At 62.3% G+C, this 14,201-nt stretch carries 15 protein-coding genes; 12 read left to right on the forward strand and 3 right to left on the reverse strand.

Annotation, left to right across the window (positions count from 1 at the left end):
* The first annotated feature begins 169 nt into the window (after window positions 1-169).
* The 4 genes from QQL28_RS01360 (at window position 170) to QQL28_RS01375 (ending at window position 2,735) form a co-directional block, all read left to right on the forward strand.
* Window positions 170-1,186 carry a patatin-like phospholipase family protein gene (locus QQL28_RS01360; protein WP_284260278.1) on the forward strand — a complete coding sequence of 339 codons (1,017 nt, stop codon included), beginning with the start codon at window positions 170-172 and terminating at the stop codon, window positions 1,184-1,186.
* A gap of 316 nt (window positions 1,187-1,502) precedes the next feature.
* A complete protein-coding gene (locus QQL28_RS01365) occupies window positions 1,503-1,778 on the forward strand; it encodes a curlin repeat-containing protein (protein WP_284260274.1) in 276 nt (91 codons plus the stop codon).
* 96 nt (window positions 1,779-1,874) lie between these two features.
* On the forward strand, window positions 1,875-2,210 hold the full coding sequence (locus QQL28_RS01370; protein WP_284260275.1) for a hypothetical protein: 336 nt from the start codon (window positions 1,875-1,877) through the stop codon (window positions 2,208-2,210).
* Window positions 2,211-2,294: 84 nt separating this feature from the next.
* Entirely contained in the window at window positions 2,295-2,735 is a 441-nt protein-coding gene (locus tag QQL28_RS01375) for a hypothetical protein (RefSeq protein WP_284260276.1), read from the forward strand.
* Window positions 2,736-3,306: 571 nt separating this feature from the next.
* Here the strand turns inward: QQL28_RS01375 and QQL28_RS01380 are convergent.
* Window positions 3,307-3,540: a DUF6894 family protein gene (locus QQL28_RS01380; RefSeq protein WP_284260279.1), complete on the reverse strand. Its 234-nt coding sequence runs from the start codon at window positions 3,538-3,540 to the stop codon at window positions 3,307-3,309.
* 274 nt (window positions 3,541-3,814) lie between these two features.
* Between QQL28_RS01380 and QQL28_RS01385 the strand changes: the two genes are divergently transcribed.
* The 8 genes from QQL28_RS01385 to QQL28_RS01420 all read left to right on the forward strand — a co-directional run bounded on the left by QQL28_RS01385 (window position 3,815) and on the right by QQL28_RS01420 (window position 12,089).
* Complete coding sequence (locus tag QQL28_RS01385; RefSeq protein ID WP_284260280.1) at window positions 3,815-4,294, forward strand: Crp/Fnr family transcriptional regulator; 480 nt, start codon at window positions 3,815-3,817, stop codon at window positions 4,292-4,294.
* An 85-nt stretch (window positions 4,295-4,379) separates the two neighbouring features.
* Window positions 4,380-5,339: an N-carbamoyl-D-amino-acid hydrolase gene (locus tag QQL28_RS01390; protein ID WP_284260553.1), complete on the forward strand. Its 960-nt coding sequence runs from the start codon at window positions 4,380-4,382 to the stop codon at window positions 5,337-5,339.
* 232 nt (window positions 5,340-5,571) lie between these two features.
* Window positions 5,572-7,176, forward strand: coding sequence for an ABC transporter substrate-binding protein (locus QQL28_RS01395; protein WP_284260281.1), 1,605 nt, complete (start codon window positions 5,572-5,574; stop codon window positions 7,174-7,176).
* Between the two features lie 17 nt (window positions 7,177-7,193).
* Complete coding sequence (locus QQL28_RS01400; RefSeq protein WP_284260282.1) at window positions 7,194-8,135, forward strand: ABC transporter permease; 942 nt, start codon at window positions 7,194-7,196, stop codon at window positions 8,133-8,135.
* Entirely contained in the window at window positions 8,132-9,055 is a 924-nt protein-coding gene (locus tag QQL28_RS01405) for an ABC transporter permease (RefSeq protein ID WP_284260283.1), read from the forward strand. The genes QQL28_RS01400 and QQL28_RS01405 overlap by 4 nt, the downstream gene beginning before the upstream one ends.
* Window positions 9,056-9,074: 19 nt before the next feature.
* Window positions 9,075-10,064, forward strand: coding sequence for an ABC transporter ATP-binding protein (locus tag QQL28_RS01410; RefSeq protein ID WP_284260284.1), 990 nt, complete (start codon window positions 9,075-9,077; stop codon window positions 10,062-10,064).
* Complete coding sequence (locus tag QQL28_RS01415) at window positions 10,061-11,044, forward strand: ABC transporter ATP-binding protein (RefSeq protein ID WP_284260285.1); 984 nt, start codon at window positions 10,061-10,063, stop codon at window positions 11,042-11,044. The genes QQL28_RS01410 and QQL28_RS01415 overlap by 4 nt, the downstream gene beginning before the upstream one ends.
* A 118-nt stretch (window positions 11,045-11,162) precedes the next feature.
* Entirely contained in the window at window positions 11,163-12,089 is a 927-nt protein-coding gene (locus QQL28_RS01420; RefSeq protein WP_284260286.1) for an N-carbamoyl-D-amino-acid hydrolase, read from the forward strand.
* 64 nt (window positions 12,090-12,153) lie between these two features.
* Here the strand turns inward: QQL28_RS01420 and QQL28_RS01425 are convergent, their stop codons facing one another.
* Window positions 12,154-13,164 (reverse strand): Gfo/Idh/MocA family protein, encoded by a 1,011-nt coding sequence (locus QQL28_RS01425; protein ID WP_284260287.1) that lies wholly within the window; start codon window positions 13,162-13,164, stop codon window positions 12,154-12,156.
* Window positions 13,154-14,200 (reverse strand): Gfo/Idh/MocA family protein, encoded by a 1,047-nt coding sequence (locus tag QQL28_RS01430; protein WP_284260288.1) that lies wholly within the window; start codon window positions 14,198-14,200, stop codon window positions 13,154-13,156. Before QQL28_RS01430 ends, QQL28_RS01425 begins: the two co-directional genes overlap by 11 nt.
* Window position 14,201 lies beyond the last annotated feature (1 nt).

Consider the following 14,201-nt stretch of genomic DNA (forward strand, 5'->3'; position numbering starts at 1 on the left):
AGGAATGAACTGCCACCCAAACAGAGGCGTCTTCAGCGAGACAGTCGACGAGATTGCACTTTGGGATTTCGCACAGCCAGACTAGGTTGGCGTGATTATCCAATCGTTTCGGCTACCGGCAAGTTCATTTCGAGTTTTTGTCGCGCAACAGCGTAGTTGGCGGGCGCTGATGAGTACGGCAAGCAAGACGGTCAACCTTGCTCTACAAGGCGGCGGCGCGCATGGCGCGTTTACCTGGGGCGTCTTAGATCGCCTCCTCGAGGAAGAACGGATGTCCTTCGAGGGAATCTGCGCGACCAGTGCCGGCGCCATGAACGCTACGGTCATGGCACATGGCCTGACAATCGGCGGCCGTGAGGGGGCTAAACTCAGCCTCGCGGACTTTTGGAAGCGCATCAGTGAAGCGGCAGCCTGGGGACCGCTGCAGCCGTCTCCGCTCGATCGCCTGATGGGAAATGGTTCGATCGATAAATCTCCGGCGTTCATGTTCTTCGACATGATGACGCGGCTTCTGTCGCCTTATGAGTTCAACCCGTTGAACTACAACCCGTTGCGCGACGTGCTCGAGAAGACCGTCGATTTCGAGCGGCTTCGCAGGGAGAATGTCGTCAAGCTCTTCCTCTGTGCGACGAATGTTCGCACCGGAAAAGTGAAGATCTTCGAGAACGACGAAGTGACAATCTCGGCCGTTCTTGCTTCCGGGTGCCTCCCGCTGCTGTTCCAGGCAATCGAAATCGATGGCGAAGCCTATTGGGACGGCGGCTACATGGGCAATCCAGCGATATTCCCGCTCGTTTATGACTGCCAGTCCACAGACGTCATAGTCATTCACATCAATCCGATCGTGCGTGAGGCGATTCCTCGCACCGCTAGCGACATATTGAATCGACTGAACGAAATCAGCTTCAATTCGTCGCTGATGCGCGAAATGCGGGCGATTGCCTTCGCCAACAGGCTCGTCAACAGAGGTGCGCTGGGCGACGAGATAAAGACCATGCTGATTCATGCGATCGAGGCAGAATTGTTCATGAAAGACCTCGGAGTCGCCTCCAAGTACAACGCGGACTGGAGTTTCCTCACCCATCTGCGCGATGTCGGTCGCTCCTGCGCCGAGAAGTGGCTGGCGGCAAATTTTTGTCATCTCGGTGCGCGTTCGACAATTGATATTCACGCAAGATATTTGTGAGCGCAGCCAGGTTGCTTCAGTCGACCTGTCGCGCGTCAATTTCAGCAGTTGCATTTCAAGTCCGTGCTTTCAGCGGCGGCTGAAGACGTAGGCGCGATGCAACTCTGAATGATTGCGTGCACGCCTCGGTTTATGAGGACGAGTTCCAACGCATTTGAGTACCGCTCGTTGAACGCAGCGGGTTTGCGATGCGCATGCAAAGCGCGCGTCGCCACCATGCGTGACTCCGCGCACAGAGTTATGTGCCGAGGAGGCCTATCGTCAAATCATCGAACGGCAATCACGCGGTTCGACTTCATCCAAAGGGAAAATTCCAATGTTTCGTTCCATCCTCCTCGTTTCGGCTGCCGTCCTCTCGCTCGCGTCTTCGAGCGCGTTTGCCGGCAACTCGTCCTCCATCGTGCAGGCCGGCAACGGCAACGGCGCCGTCACGTACCAGCGCGGTCACACCAACGACAGCCAGGTCATTCAGTACGGCAACAACAACGGTGCCGGCGTCCACCAGGTCGGCCGGAACAACAACGCTGGCATCGGTCAGGTCGGTGACGGCAACTTTGCCGGTGTGGACCAGGTGCAGCGTCGGCGCTGGTAAGCCGGCAGCCGGGCGATCCCACATCGCACTGAAAGGAGTCGTGCCGGCAGGTCCCTGCACGCTCCTTTCCATGCTCAACCTCGAAAGGACAAATCCATGAAAAAGCTTCTCTTGATTGCCGGCACGGCGCTGACCCTGGTCTCCGCTCCGGCGTTCGCTGGCGGGACGACCGCCTGTGTGCATGCGAGGACGCAGATCGGCAACGGATCGACTGACAGCGTCAGCCAGAACTGCCAGTACAATATGAACGGCCAGGTGCAGGCCGGCAGCGGAATGTCGGCGACTGCCCGGCAGTCCGGAACGAACAACACCTCGTACCAGACTCAGCTCGGCGATGGTAACTTTGCCGGAGCCAGCCAGCATGGCCGGAGCAATACTTCCGGCGCCATGCAGCTCGGCAACAGCAACCGCGTCAGGGTCAATCAATGGTAATGCCGCTGGCCAAATCGGGCCAGCGGTAAGGCGATTGGGCGGGCTTTTCCTCGCCCAACGCACGTCATCGTCGAGGAGGTACTCATGACGCTCATTCAACGACAGTCGGTCGTGCTTGCCGCAGCGCTGATGGCTGCGCTGGCGAGCGCGTCCGCGCGGGCCGAGACGACGTCCGTGAACAACGGCAGCAATTCTGCCACGATCACCCAGAGTGGCGATCCATCCAAAACCGAAAAGAAGGTCGATACTGGTCCTGGTTATTCCCGCATCGAGCAGCATAGCGGCAGCAACTCGGCGACGATCATCCAGCGCTCCAATCCCGCTGCGGGCGATCCGACCAATGTCGACCCCGGAAAAGGCCCCGATGCGCAGGCAGCCCCCGGCGAGCCCAACGGCGATGCCGAGCGCGCGCCCCCGCTGACCGACGCCGACGTCTACCGGCAGATCCGCAAAGGCGCCTCGCCGCAATCGCAGCAGACGCTCGATAGGCTGATGAAAGCCTTGGGCCTGCAAAACAAGATGTGACAGGTCTCGCGTCCACTTCGCTGCCACCACCGCCTTTCACTTTCCGCGACCGTAAAGGCCAGTTGGGAGAGGTCCGGCGTGACTTACTTCACGTGACTTTGAGCGCGCCTCTCCTAGTCTTACATGCCAAGCCCCAACGGGAAACACCACATGCGCAAGATGATTGCTGCCATGGTTCTGGCCCTGGCGTTCGCCCACCCAGCGGGGCCGCTCGGGCTGACGCTGGCCTTTGCCGACGACGCGGTGGCTTCGCCACGGTCCACGACCGCTGCTACAGCGCCGGCGCCAACAACAACGCCGGCGCCTGCCGATGCGCCGGTTGCTCCGTCTCATCCGCAGGGTCCGCTAGAGAGAAATTGCACGACTCTGGGAGGCAAGACCTTTAAGTGGTCGTTCCCGAATGTGCCATTTGGAGTCGCGCGATGCTCTTGAGATGGCGTGCGGGCTGCGCCGGAAATCGGACTGCGCGAGCATCGCTCCGGCAAAGGCGCGGCGCATGATCGCCGTGGCGATCGCGTTCAAGCCCTGACGAACAACCAAGAATGATGGCAACGCTGACCGCATGACGTCCTCAGTGCGGCTTGCCCAGCACGAATGCGAACGGCAGAACGAAAATCTCGTCGCCGGCTTCATCGCTGACATGCAAGACCCATTGACGCCAATCTTCCAGGTTGGTCCCTGTCACGAGCGATCGCACCCTGCGGGTGGCCTCTTCGCACGCTTCGATCAGATCGGACACGAATGTTCCGCGACGATCCATCAATACGCCACGAGCGTTAGTGCAATGGAAATAGATCTGAGTCATGTACGCCTCCTTGCGACATCTGGGTGAGCAAGCTCGACCCTGCATGTCGGAGTCATACGAGGCGCCGTAGGGATCGTCCGTGATCATGCGCACATGGTACCGCCTCGCGGGACGATGATCGGTCCGACATCAAATCACGCATATCCAACGTCAGCGTTGAACCAATGGCTTGCTCGCTCGGCAGTGGAAATCTGCGTGGCCGCCGTCTGTCGTACGAGCGTCCCATCGGGCTTGACCCGCTTGCCGCCGCAGGAAGCGGGCGTATATTGGGTGGATGGCCGTCAGCTCGCCAGATCTGAAAGCGTTCTTGCTCGCCACGCCGTTTTTCGGTGGCCTCTCAGACGCAAGCCTCGATCTCTTGGTCTCAATGCTGGTCGAGCGCCGCGTCGACGTCGGCTCCACCATCGTAGCGGAAGGGGAAGCGGGGCGATCGATGTTCATCGTTCACTCCGGCGAGCTCGTAGTGAGCAAGCTCGGGAATTCGGGGCGAGTGGTTCGAATGGCGCGTCTCGAGCCGGGTGACTTTTTCGGCGAAATGACGCTCATCGAAATGCAGAACCGATCTGCCACCGTCGTCGCGGAGAGCCCGACCGTACTCTACGAGCTCACAGCCGGAAAACTCTACGCGTACTACAAGGCCGATATCCACGCCTATGTGATGGTGATGCAGAACATCAACCGAGAGCTTTGTCGGCGGCTGCGTCGCGCTGACAATCGGATTACCGAACTGCTGACGCTTCAAGCGAGGAAATGACCAGAATCGTGTGATCTTATCCGCGCGCTCGAGCTGGCTCTACAGGCGGCTGGAGGCTATGTTCAAGCGAATTGAGGATAAGATCGTGGCGCGATTTGTGAACATCGCTGCGGGCCAGCTTGGCCCAGTGGCCAGAAACGAAACGAGGACCGAGGTCGTTGGGCGCCTGATGACGTTGATGCGTCAGGCAAGCTGCAACGGGTGCGATCTGATCGTCTATCCTGAGCTCGCGCTCACGACCTTCTTTCCGCGCTGGTATATGGATGATCAGGCGGAAATCGACGCCTTCTTTGAGCGCGAGATGCCGGGACCTGAGACGCAACCGCTGTTCGACTTGGCCCGAGAGCTCGGCATCGGGTTCTGCATCGGCTACGCCGAACTGACGATCGAAAGTGACGTCGTCCGTCGTCACAATACGTCTATTCTTGTAGACAAGAGCGGCGCGATCATTTCGAAGTATCGCAAGGTCCATTTGCCTGGCCATGCTGAACACGAGCCGTGGCGTCGATTTCAGCATTTGGAGAAGCGCTACTTTCAGCCAGGCTCTGGATTTGGCGTGGTCGACGCCTTCGGCGGCATAGTCGGCATGGCAATATGCAATGATCGCCGATGGCCCGAGACCTATCGGGTGATGGGACTTCAGGGCGTCGAAATGGTGCTGATCGGCTACAACACGCCGGTGCATAACCCGCCCGCGCCGGAGCACGACGACCTTTCGCTCTTCCACAATCGTCTGGTCATGCAGGCTGGTGCGTACCAGAATGGCACCTGGGTGGTTGGCGTCGCGAAGGCGGGTCTCGAGGAAGGCATCGATCACATCGGCGGGAGCTGCATCGTGGCGCCGTCGGGTCAAATCGTCGCCGCTTGCACGACGAAGGGTGACGAGATTGCTCTGGCGCGCTGTGATCTCGATTTATGCAATTCCTACAAGCGCACCATTTTCAATTTCGACATTCATCGTCAGCCCCATGCTTACGAGCTGATCGTTGAACGGAGGGGGCGATACACGATGGCGGACGGATTGCCCGTGCCTTCAAGCAGGTAGCCTGTCCGAATGAGGGCCTGCGTATCGCCATGAGAGCGGGGGCACGCCCACAACGCCTCGTGAACCTCTGAAGTATGTCCCCGCGAAATTGCACTTGAGATTGCGCCCTGCCGCCAATCGTGGGGTCGATGCTGGCATACGTTTTGCATCCTAATCGCCTCGGCTCACCATTCGTTTTCCCTGATATCGGCCACAGAAGCTGTTGGCACTACTGACATTACCGGGAGGTCTCATGGATCGCAGGACTGTATTGAAGGGATTGGCCAGCGCAGGCGGCATGGCGCTCACGGGCGGGCTTGCGGCGCCAGCTCTTGCCCAGGGCGCAGCAGCGCGCACGTTGCGCTTTGTGCCGCAGGCCAATCTTGCCAATTTCGACCCGATCTGGGGCACACAGTATGTCGTGCGCAATGCTGCCGCGATGGTCTGGGACACGCTCTACGGCATCGATTCCTCGTTCCAGCCGCAGCGGCAAATGGTCGAGTCCGAGGAAGTGACGGACGATGGAACGACCTGGACGTTCAAGCTGCGGCCGGGGCTCAAATTCCACGACGGCGAGCCGGTGCTGAGCAAGGACGTCGTCGCGAGCTTGACGCGCTGGGCAGCGCGCGACCCGATGGGCCTGATGATCAAGGCGGTCCAGCAGGAGCTCACGGCCGTCGATGACCGTACCTTCAAATGGGTGCTGAAGCAGCCCTTCCCGAAATTGCTCTTCGCGCTGGGCAAGAACAACGCGCCATGCGCCTTCATCATGCCGGAGCGCGTCGCGCAGACCGACCCGTTCAAGCAGATTTCGGAGTATATCGGCTCCGGTCCGATGAAGTTCGCCAAGGGCGAGTGGGTCCCTGGCGCGAAAGCCGTGTTCGAGAGATTCGCGGACTATTCACCGCGGCAGGAGAAGCCATCCTGGTTTGCCGGCGGCAAGCAGGTGATGGTCGATCGCGTCGAGTGGGTGATCATGCCGGATCCGGCAACCGCGGCGGCCGCGTTGCAGAATGGCGAGGTCGACTGGTGGGAGAACCCGATCGCGGATCTCGTTCCGGTTCTGAAGAAGAACAAGAACATCAGCGTCGATATCGGCGATCCCCTCGGCAATATCGGCTCGTTCCGCATGAATTTCCTCTACCCGCCCTTCAACGACGTCAAGGCGCGGCGCGCGGTGCTGATGGCGCTGAGCCAGGAAGACTACATGCGCGCGATCGTCGGCGACGACAATTCGCTGTGGAAGTCGCTGCCCGGCTACTTCACGCCGGATACGCCGCTCTACACCGAGATGGGTGGTGAGATCCTGAAGGGCAAGCGCGACTTCGATGCCGCCAAGAAGCTGCTCGCCGAGAGCGGATATTCCGGCCAGCCGGTGACGTGCCTCGTCGCGCAGGATCAGCCGATCACCAAGGCGATGGGTGACGTGACCGCGGACCTCCTCAAGAAGCTCGGCATGAATGTTGATTTCGTCGCGACCGATTGGGGGACGGTCGGGGCGCGCCGCGCGCAGAAGACACCGCCGGGACAGGGCGGCTGGAACATGTTCCACACCTGGCATGCGGGTGGGGATTGCGTCAATCCGGCTCCCTACACCGCCATTCGCGCCACCGGCGACAAGGCGTGGTTCGGCTGGCCCACCAGCCCGTCCACCGAAAAGGAGGTCGCGTCGTGGTTCGAGGCCAAGAACCTCGACGAGGAGAAGGCCGCCATCGGTCGTCTCAACAAGGCGGCGATGGATGACGTCGTCTACGCGCCGACCGGCTTCTTCCTCAACTACACCGCGTGGCGCAAGAACGTCTCCGGCGTTGCCAAGGGACCGGTGCCCTTGTTCTGGGGCGTGTCGAAGTCTGCATGATCGTGCGCTGAAGCCAGATGCTCTCCTACATCCTCCGTCGCATCGTCGCGACCTTGCCGGTCATGGCAATCGTCGCGCTGTTCGTGTTCAGCCTGCTCTACATCGCGCCGGGTGACCCGGCTGTGGTGATCGCGGGCGATCAGGCAAGCCCGGAGGATGTGGAGCGCATCCGCCAGAGCCTCGGTCTGGACCGGCCGTTCCTGGTCCAGTTCGGCAGCTGGGTCTGGCGCATCCTTCACGGCGATCTCGGCACTTCGATCTTCACCAACCTGCCGGTCTCGACGATGATCGGACAGCGTCTCGGACCGACGCTGTCGCTGATGATCGTCACCCTGCTGCTCACGATCGTGGTGGCGGTGCCGCTCGGCGTGGTGGCGGCATGGAAGGCCGGCAGCCTGATCGACCGCGCCATCATGGGCTTTGCCGTGTTCGGCTTCTCGCTGCCCGTGTTCGTGGTCGGCTACATGCTAGCCTACATCTTCGCGCTCGAGCTCGAATGGCTGCCGGTGCAGGGCTATACGCCGATGGCGGCAGGTTTCTGGCCGTGGCTCGAGAATTTGATCCTGCCGGCGATCGCGCTCGGCTGCGTCTATATCGCGCTGGTCGCGCGCATCACGCGCGCCGCCATGCTCGAAGTGTTGCAGCAGGATTATATCCGCACCGCCAAGGCCAAGGGCATGGGGCAGGGCGGCATCCTGTTCATTCACGGGCTGAAGAACGCGGCGGTGCCGATCGTCACCGTGATCGGGATCGGCATTGCGCTCCTGATCGGCGGTGCGGTCGTCACCGAAAGCGTGTTCGCGATTCCCGGCCTTGGCCGCCTTACGATCGACGCGATCCTGCGCCGCGACTATCCCGTCATCCAGGGTATCGTGCTGTTGTTCAGCTTCGTCTACGTCCTCGTCAATCTGATGATCGACGTCACCTATACGCTCGTTGACCCGAGGATCCGCTATTGACCGACACCACCGTCAATCCGCAATCGCTCCCGGCCGGCCTCGTCCTCGCGCCGCAGCTGCCGGAGATCCTCCGGCCAGTCAAGATCCGGCGCGGCTTCATCGGCCTCTTGCGCGGTCATCCGACGGTCGCCATCGGTGGCGCGCTGCTGCTGACGCTGGTGCTGATCGCGGTCTTTGCGCCCTATCTCGGAACGGTCGATCCGACCGCGCTGGCGCCGGCCAAGCGCACGCGCGCACCGTCGATCGATTTCTGGTTCGGCACCGACGTGCTCGGCCGCGACATCTATTCGCGCGTGATGTTTGGCGCGCGGGTCTCGCTCACGGTTGGCCTGTCGGTCGCGATATTCGCGTCCTCGATTGGCCTGGCCATCGGCATTGTCTCCGGCTTCATCCGCTGGGCTGACGGCATTTTGATGCGCTTCATGGACGGTCTGATGTCGATCCCGCCGATCCTGCTGGCGATCGCGCTGATGGCCTTGACACGCGGCAGCGTCGGGAACGTCATTCTGGCCATCACTATCGCCGAGATTCCGCGCGTCTCCCGCCTCGTCCGCAGCGTCGTGCTGTCGCTGCGCGAGCAGCCCTATGTGGACGCAGCGGTCGCCTGCGGCACGCGCACGCCGATGATCATCCTGCGCCACATCCTGCCCAACACGCTCGCGCCGATGCTAGTCCAGGCGACCTATATCTGCGCCAGTGCCATGATCACGGAGGCGATCCTGTCCTTCATCGGCGCGGGCACACCGCCCACGATCCCGTCCTGGGGCAACATCATGGCCGAAGGCCGCGCGTTGTGGCAGGTCAAGCCCTACATCGTGTTCTTTCCGGCGGCCTTCCTGTCCGTCACGGTGCTTGCCGTGAACCTGCTCGGCGACGGTCTTCGCGATGCGCTCGACCCGCGCATGGCCAAGAGCCTCTGATGTCGAGGGGCTGATCACGATGGCGCTGCTTGAAGTCGAGAACCTCCAGACCCATTTCCGCACCCCCAGCGGCATCAACCGCGCGGTGGACGGCGTGTCCTTCCATGTCAACGAAGGCGAGACGCTCGCCATCGTCGGCGAGTCCGGCTGCGGCAAGTCGGTGACCTCGATGTCGTTGATGCGGCTGGTTCCGGAGCCGCCCGGCAAGATCGCAGGGGCTATCCGCTTTGCGGGCAGGGACCTGCTGCAGTTGTCCGACCGCGAGATGCGCGCCATCCGCGGCAACGAGATCTCGATGATCTTCCAGGAGCCGATGACCAGCCTCAATCCGGTCCTGACCGTCGGCCGCCAGATCCGCGAGACGCTGATGATCCATCAGGGCCTGGATAAGCAGGCCGCCGAGGCGCACGCGATCGAGATGCTGACCCTGGTTGGCATTCCCGAGCCGAAACGCCGGGTGCGCGAATATCCGCACCAGCTCTCCGGCGGCATGCGCCAGCGTGTGATGATCGCTGTCGCGCTGGCCTGTAATCCAAAACTTCTGATCGCGGATGAGCCGACGACGGCGCTGGACGTGACCATCCAGGCACAAATTCTCAAGCTGATGCTGGGCCTCAAGCGCCGGGTTGGTGCAGCGATCATCCTGATCACCCACGATCTCGGCGTCGTCGCCGAGATCGCCGAGCGCGTCATGGTGATGTACGCCGGCCGCAAGGTCGAGGAGGCGCCGGTGGCCGAGCTGTTTCGCTCGCCGCGTCATCCCTATACGCAGGGTCTGCTCGGCGCGGTGCCGAAGCTTGGCTCCTCACTCGCCGGAACCGCGACGCGGCTCGCCGAGATCCCGGGGCAGGTCCCTGATCTCAGGAAGCCGATCATCGGCTGCGTCTTCGCCGGGCGCTGTGCGCTTGCGACTGACCTCTGCCGCCAATATGCGCCGGGGCTCGAGGAGAAGGGCCCCCGCCACATCGCTGCCTGCCACTACGCGGCCAAGGGAGCTGTCGCGGCATGAGTCCTCCACTGCTCCAGGTCAACGACCTCAAGAAGCATTTCCCGATCAATAAAGGCCTCTTCGGGCAGCAGACCGAATGGGTCTATGCCGTGGATGGCGTATCGTTCGAGATCGCGCGCGGCGAGACGCTGTCGCTGGTCGGCGAGTCCGGTTGCGGCAAGTCGACGGTCGGCCGCGCCATCCTGCGTCTGTTCGAGATCACGGCGGGCCAGGTCATCCTCGACGGCCAGCGCATCGACGATGCGCACCCGAGCACGATGCGCCAGATGCGCCGCCGGATGCAGGTTGTGTTCCAGGATCCGTTCTCCAGCCTCAATCCGCGCATGCGCGTGCGCGACATTCTTGCCGAGCCGATCCGCAATTTCGGTCTCGCCAAATCTGCAGAGGATCTCGAGGTCCGCGTCACGACGCTGATGGACACCGTGCGTCTGCCGCGCGAGGCGCTGAACCGCCGGCCGCACGAATTCTCAGGCGGCCAACGCCAGCGCATCGGCATCGCACGGGCGCTCGCGGCCGAGCCTGAGCTGATCGTGTGCGACGAGGCGGTCTCGGCGCTCGACGTCTCGGTCAAAGCGCAGATCGTCAATCTGCTCCAGGACCTCCAGCAGAAATTCGGCCTGGCGCTGCTGTTCATCAGCCACGACCTCGCCATCGTCGAGCACATGACCCATCGCGTCGCGGTGATGTATCTCGGCAAGATCGTCGAGGTGGCGCCGCGCCGCGAGATCTTTGCCGCGCCAAGGCATCCCTACACCAAGGCCTTGCTCTCGGCGGTGCCGCTGCCCGAGCCGGGCGCCCAGCGCAATCCGATCATCCTCGGCGGCGATGTACCGAGCCCGATCCATCCGCCGAACGGCTGCCGATTCCATACCCGCTGCCCATTTGTCTTCGATCGCTGTCGGATAGATGAACCGGAGCTCCGCTCAACCGGAAACGGTCAGTGGGTGGCGTGCCATCTCGAAACACTGCCCCAAGTTTAGTGCGTTGAGCGCAGCAACGCCGTCAGCATCCACCATGCCGACTGCTGGACAGCCTATTTTTGAGACCTGGGAGACTTGAATGCCGGCGAGGCAGGATTGAGCAGGGAGAGCTTGTTCCATGAGAGAGATCACCGTCGCCGCGGCACAGATGGGGCCCATACAACGTGCCGAGGGGCGCGATGTTGTCGTGTGCCGCATGCTGGCACTTATGGATGAGGCGAAAGGCAGGGGTGCGGACCTCATCGTATATCCGGAACTCGCGCTGACCACGTTTTTCCCTCGCTGGTACGTCGAGGATACGGCGCAGGCCGATGCCTGGTTCGAGCGCGATATGCCGAACGAGACGGTACGCCCCTTGTTCGACCGGGCTGCTAGGCACCAGATGGCGATGAGTTTTGGTTACGCAGAGCTCACGCCCGACGGCCATCATTTCAACACGGCGATTCTGACCGACGGGAGCGGGAAGATCGTCGGCAAGTATCGCAAGGTTCATTTGCCCGGTCACGCCGAGTTAGATCCGAGACGCGCCTTCCAGCATCTTGAGAAGCGCTATTTTGAGCCGGGCAATCTCGGCTTTCCAGTGTGGCGCAATCTCGGGGGCATCTTCGGCTTGGCCGTTTGCAACGATCGTCGCTGGCCGGAGACTTACCGGGTCATGGGCCTGCAGGGCGTCGAGATGATCCTGATCGGCTACAACACACCTGCGGTCAATGCAGAAAAGAGTGAGGAAGGGCCTGAGAAGCGGCTGTTCCACAACCGGCTTTCGGTGCAGGCCGGCGCCTACCAGAATTCATGCTGGGTCGTTGCCGTGGCCAAGGCGGGCGTCGAGGACGGCTTCCCCTTGATCGGCGGCAGCCTGATCGTCAATCCCGATGGTGAGATCGTCGCCGAGGCGACAACGGAGGGGGACGAGCTCGTTGTGCATGCTTGCGATCTCGACGCCACACTGTTCGGCAAGAAGACCATCTTCGACTTTGCCCGTCACCGCCGCATCGAGCATTACGGCCTGATTGCCAGCCGCACCGGCGCGATCCCGCCTCCGTGAAGCCCCGGCAGTTCGTCAAAGCTATCCTTGCCCAGAAGTGCACCTTGTCGGAGCGAGCGGAAGCTCAGCCCCAACGCATCGGTTTGCCGCCATTCGCCGCACTCTCCTGAGCGAGTATTGCGATGTGCGTGGCGCGCAGGGCCTCGTTTGCCGGAACTTGCAAGGGCTCGCCCCGGGCGAGATGATCGAAGACGAAGCTGGCAGGCGAGGCGCCCGCGGGCAGGTCGACTTCGCGCAAGGGTCTCGTCGCCGTCTCGACGAGCAGTCGATTTTCCGCGAAGAGAACGTCGGCACGCCCCCTTGTCCCGGAAATCCGCATGGCATAGTCGCCATGCCGTGGAGACGCTTCGGGCTGGATCCAGTCGACTTCAATCGCGAATTGCGGGCCGCCATCGCAGGCGAGGATGGCGCGCCCTAGCGCGGGAAAGTCCGTCGTGCCGGCAGCCGGGGTCGACGAGATCCAGCCGCTGACCGTACCGCTGGTGTATCCCGTCAGCCAAAGCGCGAGATCAATGTCGTGAACTGTCAGGTCGGCGAGGATGCCGCCATAGATCGATGGCTCGAACATCCACGATGGACGGCGACTCGGGACGAGCTTGTGTGGCCCGGTTGCGCTGATGGATACGATGTCTCCGAGTTCGCCGCTGTCGATAATGGAGCGGAGCGCGAGCGTTGCTGGATAAAAGCGTTTCTCGAGCAGAAGCGTCAGCAAATTGCGCCCGGCGAGCGCCTCCTCGATTGTTGCGAGCTGGGCCAGGGTCACCGCCATGGGCTTGTCGGCGATCGCGAATATGCCGCGGCGCAAAAGCTCGGCCACGATCGGAGCTCGAAGACCGAATTCGGTGAAGACCGCTGCGGCCTGAACCTGATGCGCATCCAGGAGCGCATTCGGGTCGGCGTAGCCGGGCGCCATCGTCCGTCGTTCGAGCTCGGCGCGCCGCGCCGCGTCCCGATCGGCGACGGCCACGATCCTGACGTCGGTTCGGTTCGCAATCTCTGAAAGCACATATTCGACATGCGGGTGGGCTGCGCCAACGATGGCGATGTCGAGCGTCTGCGAGGTATTAGCCGGCATGAATGACCTCCGGAGCGACCTCGCTGGGGCTGATGGCCCGACCTTCGGCGGCCGAGCGATAGATGGCGTCGACCAATCTCGCAGCCTCGAATCCGTCCCTGAACGAGCTCGCCGGCGGCCGTCGCTCCCGAACGGCTCGAACGAAGTCGCGCCATTGCGCGATATGTCCTTCGATCCCGATGGCCTTGGGATCGCTGGCGGCACTTCCGACCCCGGCCGCGCTCGGCGGCTCCGCAACGCCGGGAAAATCCCAACGGACGATGCTGTCGGTTGCGAGTTCGCAACTGCCGCGATCCGTGAACAGTCGAAGCATGGCTGGGCGTCCCGGGGGCAGCGCCGTGCTCGTCACGATCACGCCAAGCGTGCCGGACGCGAAGGAGAGCAGCGCCGCTGTCGTGTCCTCGACGGCGTGCGCGTGTCCGAGCGTCGCCGTCTTGCCTTGAACGCTCTCAACATTCCCGAACAACCAAAGCATCAGATCGAGATTGTGAATGCCCTGATTGAAAAGCGAGCCCCCGCCGTGCTTCGCCTCGCTGCGCCACGGCTTCTCCGCGTAGTATGCGTCGGCGCGGTACCAATGGATCGCCGCCTCGATCAGGCGCGCCTGTCCGAGACGACCTGTCTCGAGCAGATCCTTGATCGCCAGGTGTTGCGGCTCGAGGCGGCGCTGCGAAACCACGCCGCATGTTAGTTGCGAGCGCTCGGCAGCGCGGACCAGGGATGCTGCCTCGGCCGGATCGACGCAGAGCGGTTTCTCGACGAGCACGTGCCGTCCGGACTCGATCGCAGCAAGCGCTACGTCATGGTGAGCGCCACTCGGGGTGCAGACCACGACCGCGTCGATCTCGGCATTCGCCAACATCGCATCAGTGGTTTCGAATGCCGGAACAGGTTCGCCACTCTTGCACGCCGCAACCTGCTCGGGCGTGCCACCGGCGATCGCGGACAAGACGGCCTCGTCGAGTGCCCGAATCGCCCGCGCATGCGTTTCACCAATCGCCCCCGGACCGATCAACCCGATGCGAAGCCGGTTCATG

Origin of the sequence: Bradyrhizobium iriomotense (assembly GCF_030160715.1) — a bacterium.
Taxonomy (GTDB): domain Bacteria; phylum Pseudomonadota; class Alphaproteobacteria; order Rhizobiales; family Xanthobacteraceae; genus Bradyrhizobium; species Bradyrhizobium iriomotense.

Bases quoted from the DNA above. Each gene is read 5' to 3' on its own strand.
- QQL28_RS01360 (WP_284260278.1), top strand. From the start codon at position 170: ATGAGTACGGCAAGCAAGACGGTCAACCTTGCTCTACAAGGCGGCGGC.
- QQL28_RS01365 (WP_284260274.1), top strand. From the start codon at position 1,503: ATGTTTCGTTCCATCCTCCTCGTTTCGGCTGCCGTCCTCTCGCTCGCG.
- QQL28_RS01370 (WP_284260275.1), top strand. From the start codon at position 1,875: ATGAAAAAGCTTCTCTTGATTGCCGGCACGGCGCTGACCCTGGTCTCC.
- QQL28_RS01375 (WP_284260276.1), top strand. From the start codon at position 2,295: ATGACGCTCATTCAACGACAGTCGGTCGTGCTTGCCGCAGCGCTGATG.
- QQL28_RS01380 (WP_284260279.1), bottom strand. From the start codon at position 3,540: ATGACTCAGATCTATTTCCATTGCACTAACGCTCGTGGCGTATTGATG.
- QQL28_RS01385 (WP_284260280.1), top strand. From the start codon at position 3,815: ATGGCCGTCAGCTCGCCAGATCTGAAAGCGTTCTTGCTCGCCACGCCG.
- QQL28_RS01395 (WP_284260281.1), top strand. From the start codon at position 5,572: ATGGATCGCAGGACTGTATTGAAGGGATTGGCCAGCGCAGGCGGCATG.
- QQL28_RS01400 (WP_284260282.1), top strand. From the start codon at position 7,194: ATGCTCTCCTACATCCTCCGTCGCATCGTCGCGACCTTGCCGGTCATG.
- QQL28_RS01410 (WP_284260284.1), top strand. From the start codon at position 9,075: ATGGCGCTGCTTGAAGTCGAGAACCTCCAGACCCATTTCCGCACCCCC.
- QQL28_RS01415 (WP_284260285.1), top strand. From the start codon at position 10,061: ATGAGTCCTCCACTGCTCCAGGTCAACGACCTCAAGAAGCATTTCCCG.
- QQL28_RS01420 (WP_284260286.1), top strand. From the start codon at position 11,163: ATGAGAGAGATCACCGTCGCCGCGGCACAGATGGGGCCCATACAACGT.
- QQL28_RS01425 (WP_284260287.1), bottom strand. From the start codon at position 13,164: ATGCCGGCTAATACCTCGCAGACGCTCGACATCGCCATCGTTGGCGCA.
- QQL28_RS01430 (WP_284260288.1), bottom strand. From the start codon at position 14,200: ATGAACCGGCTTCGCATCGGGTTGATCGGTCCGGGGGCGATTGGTGAA.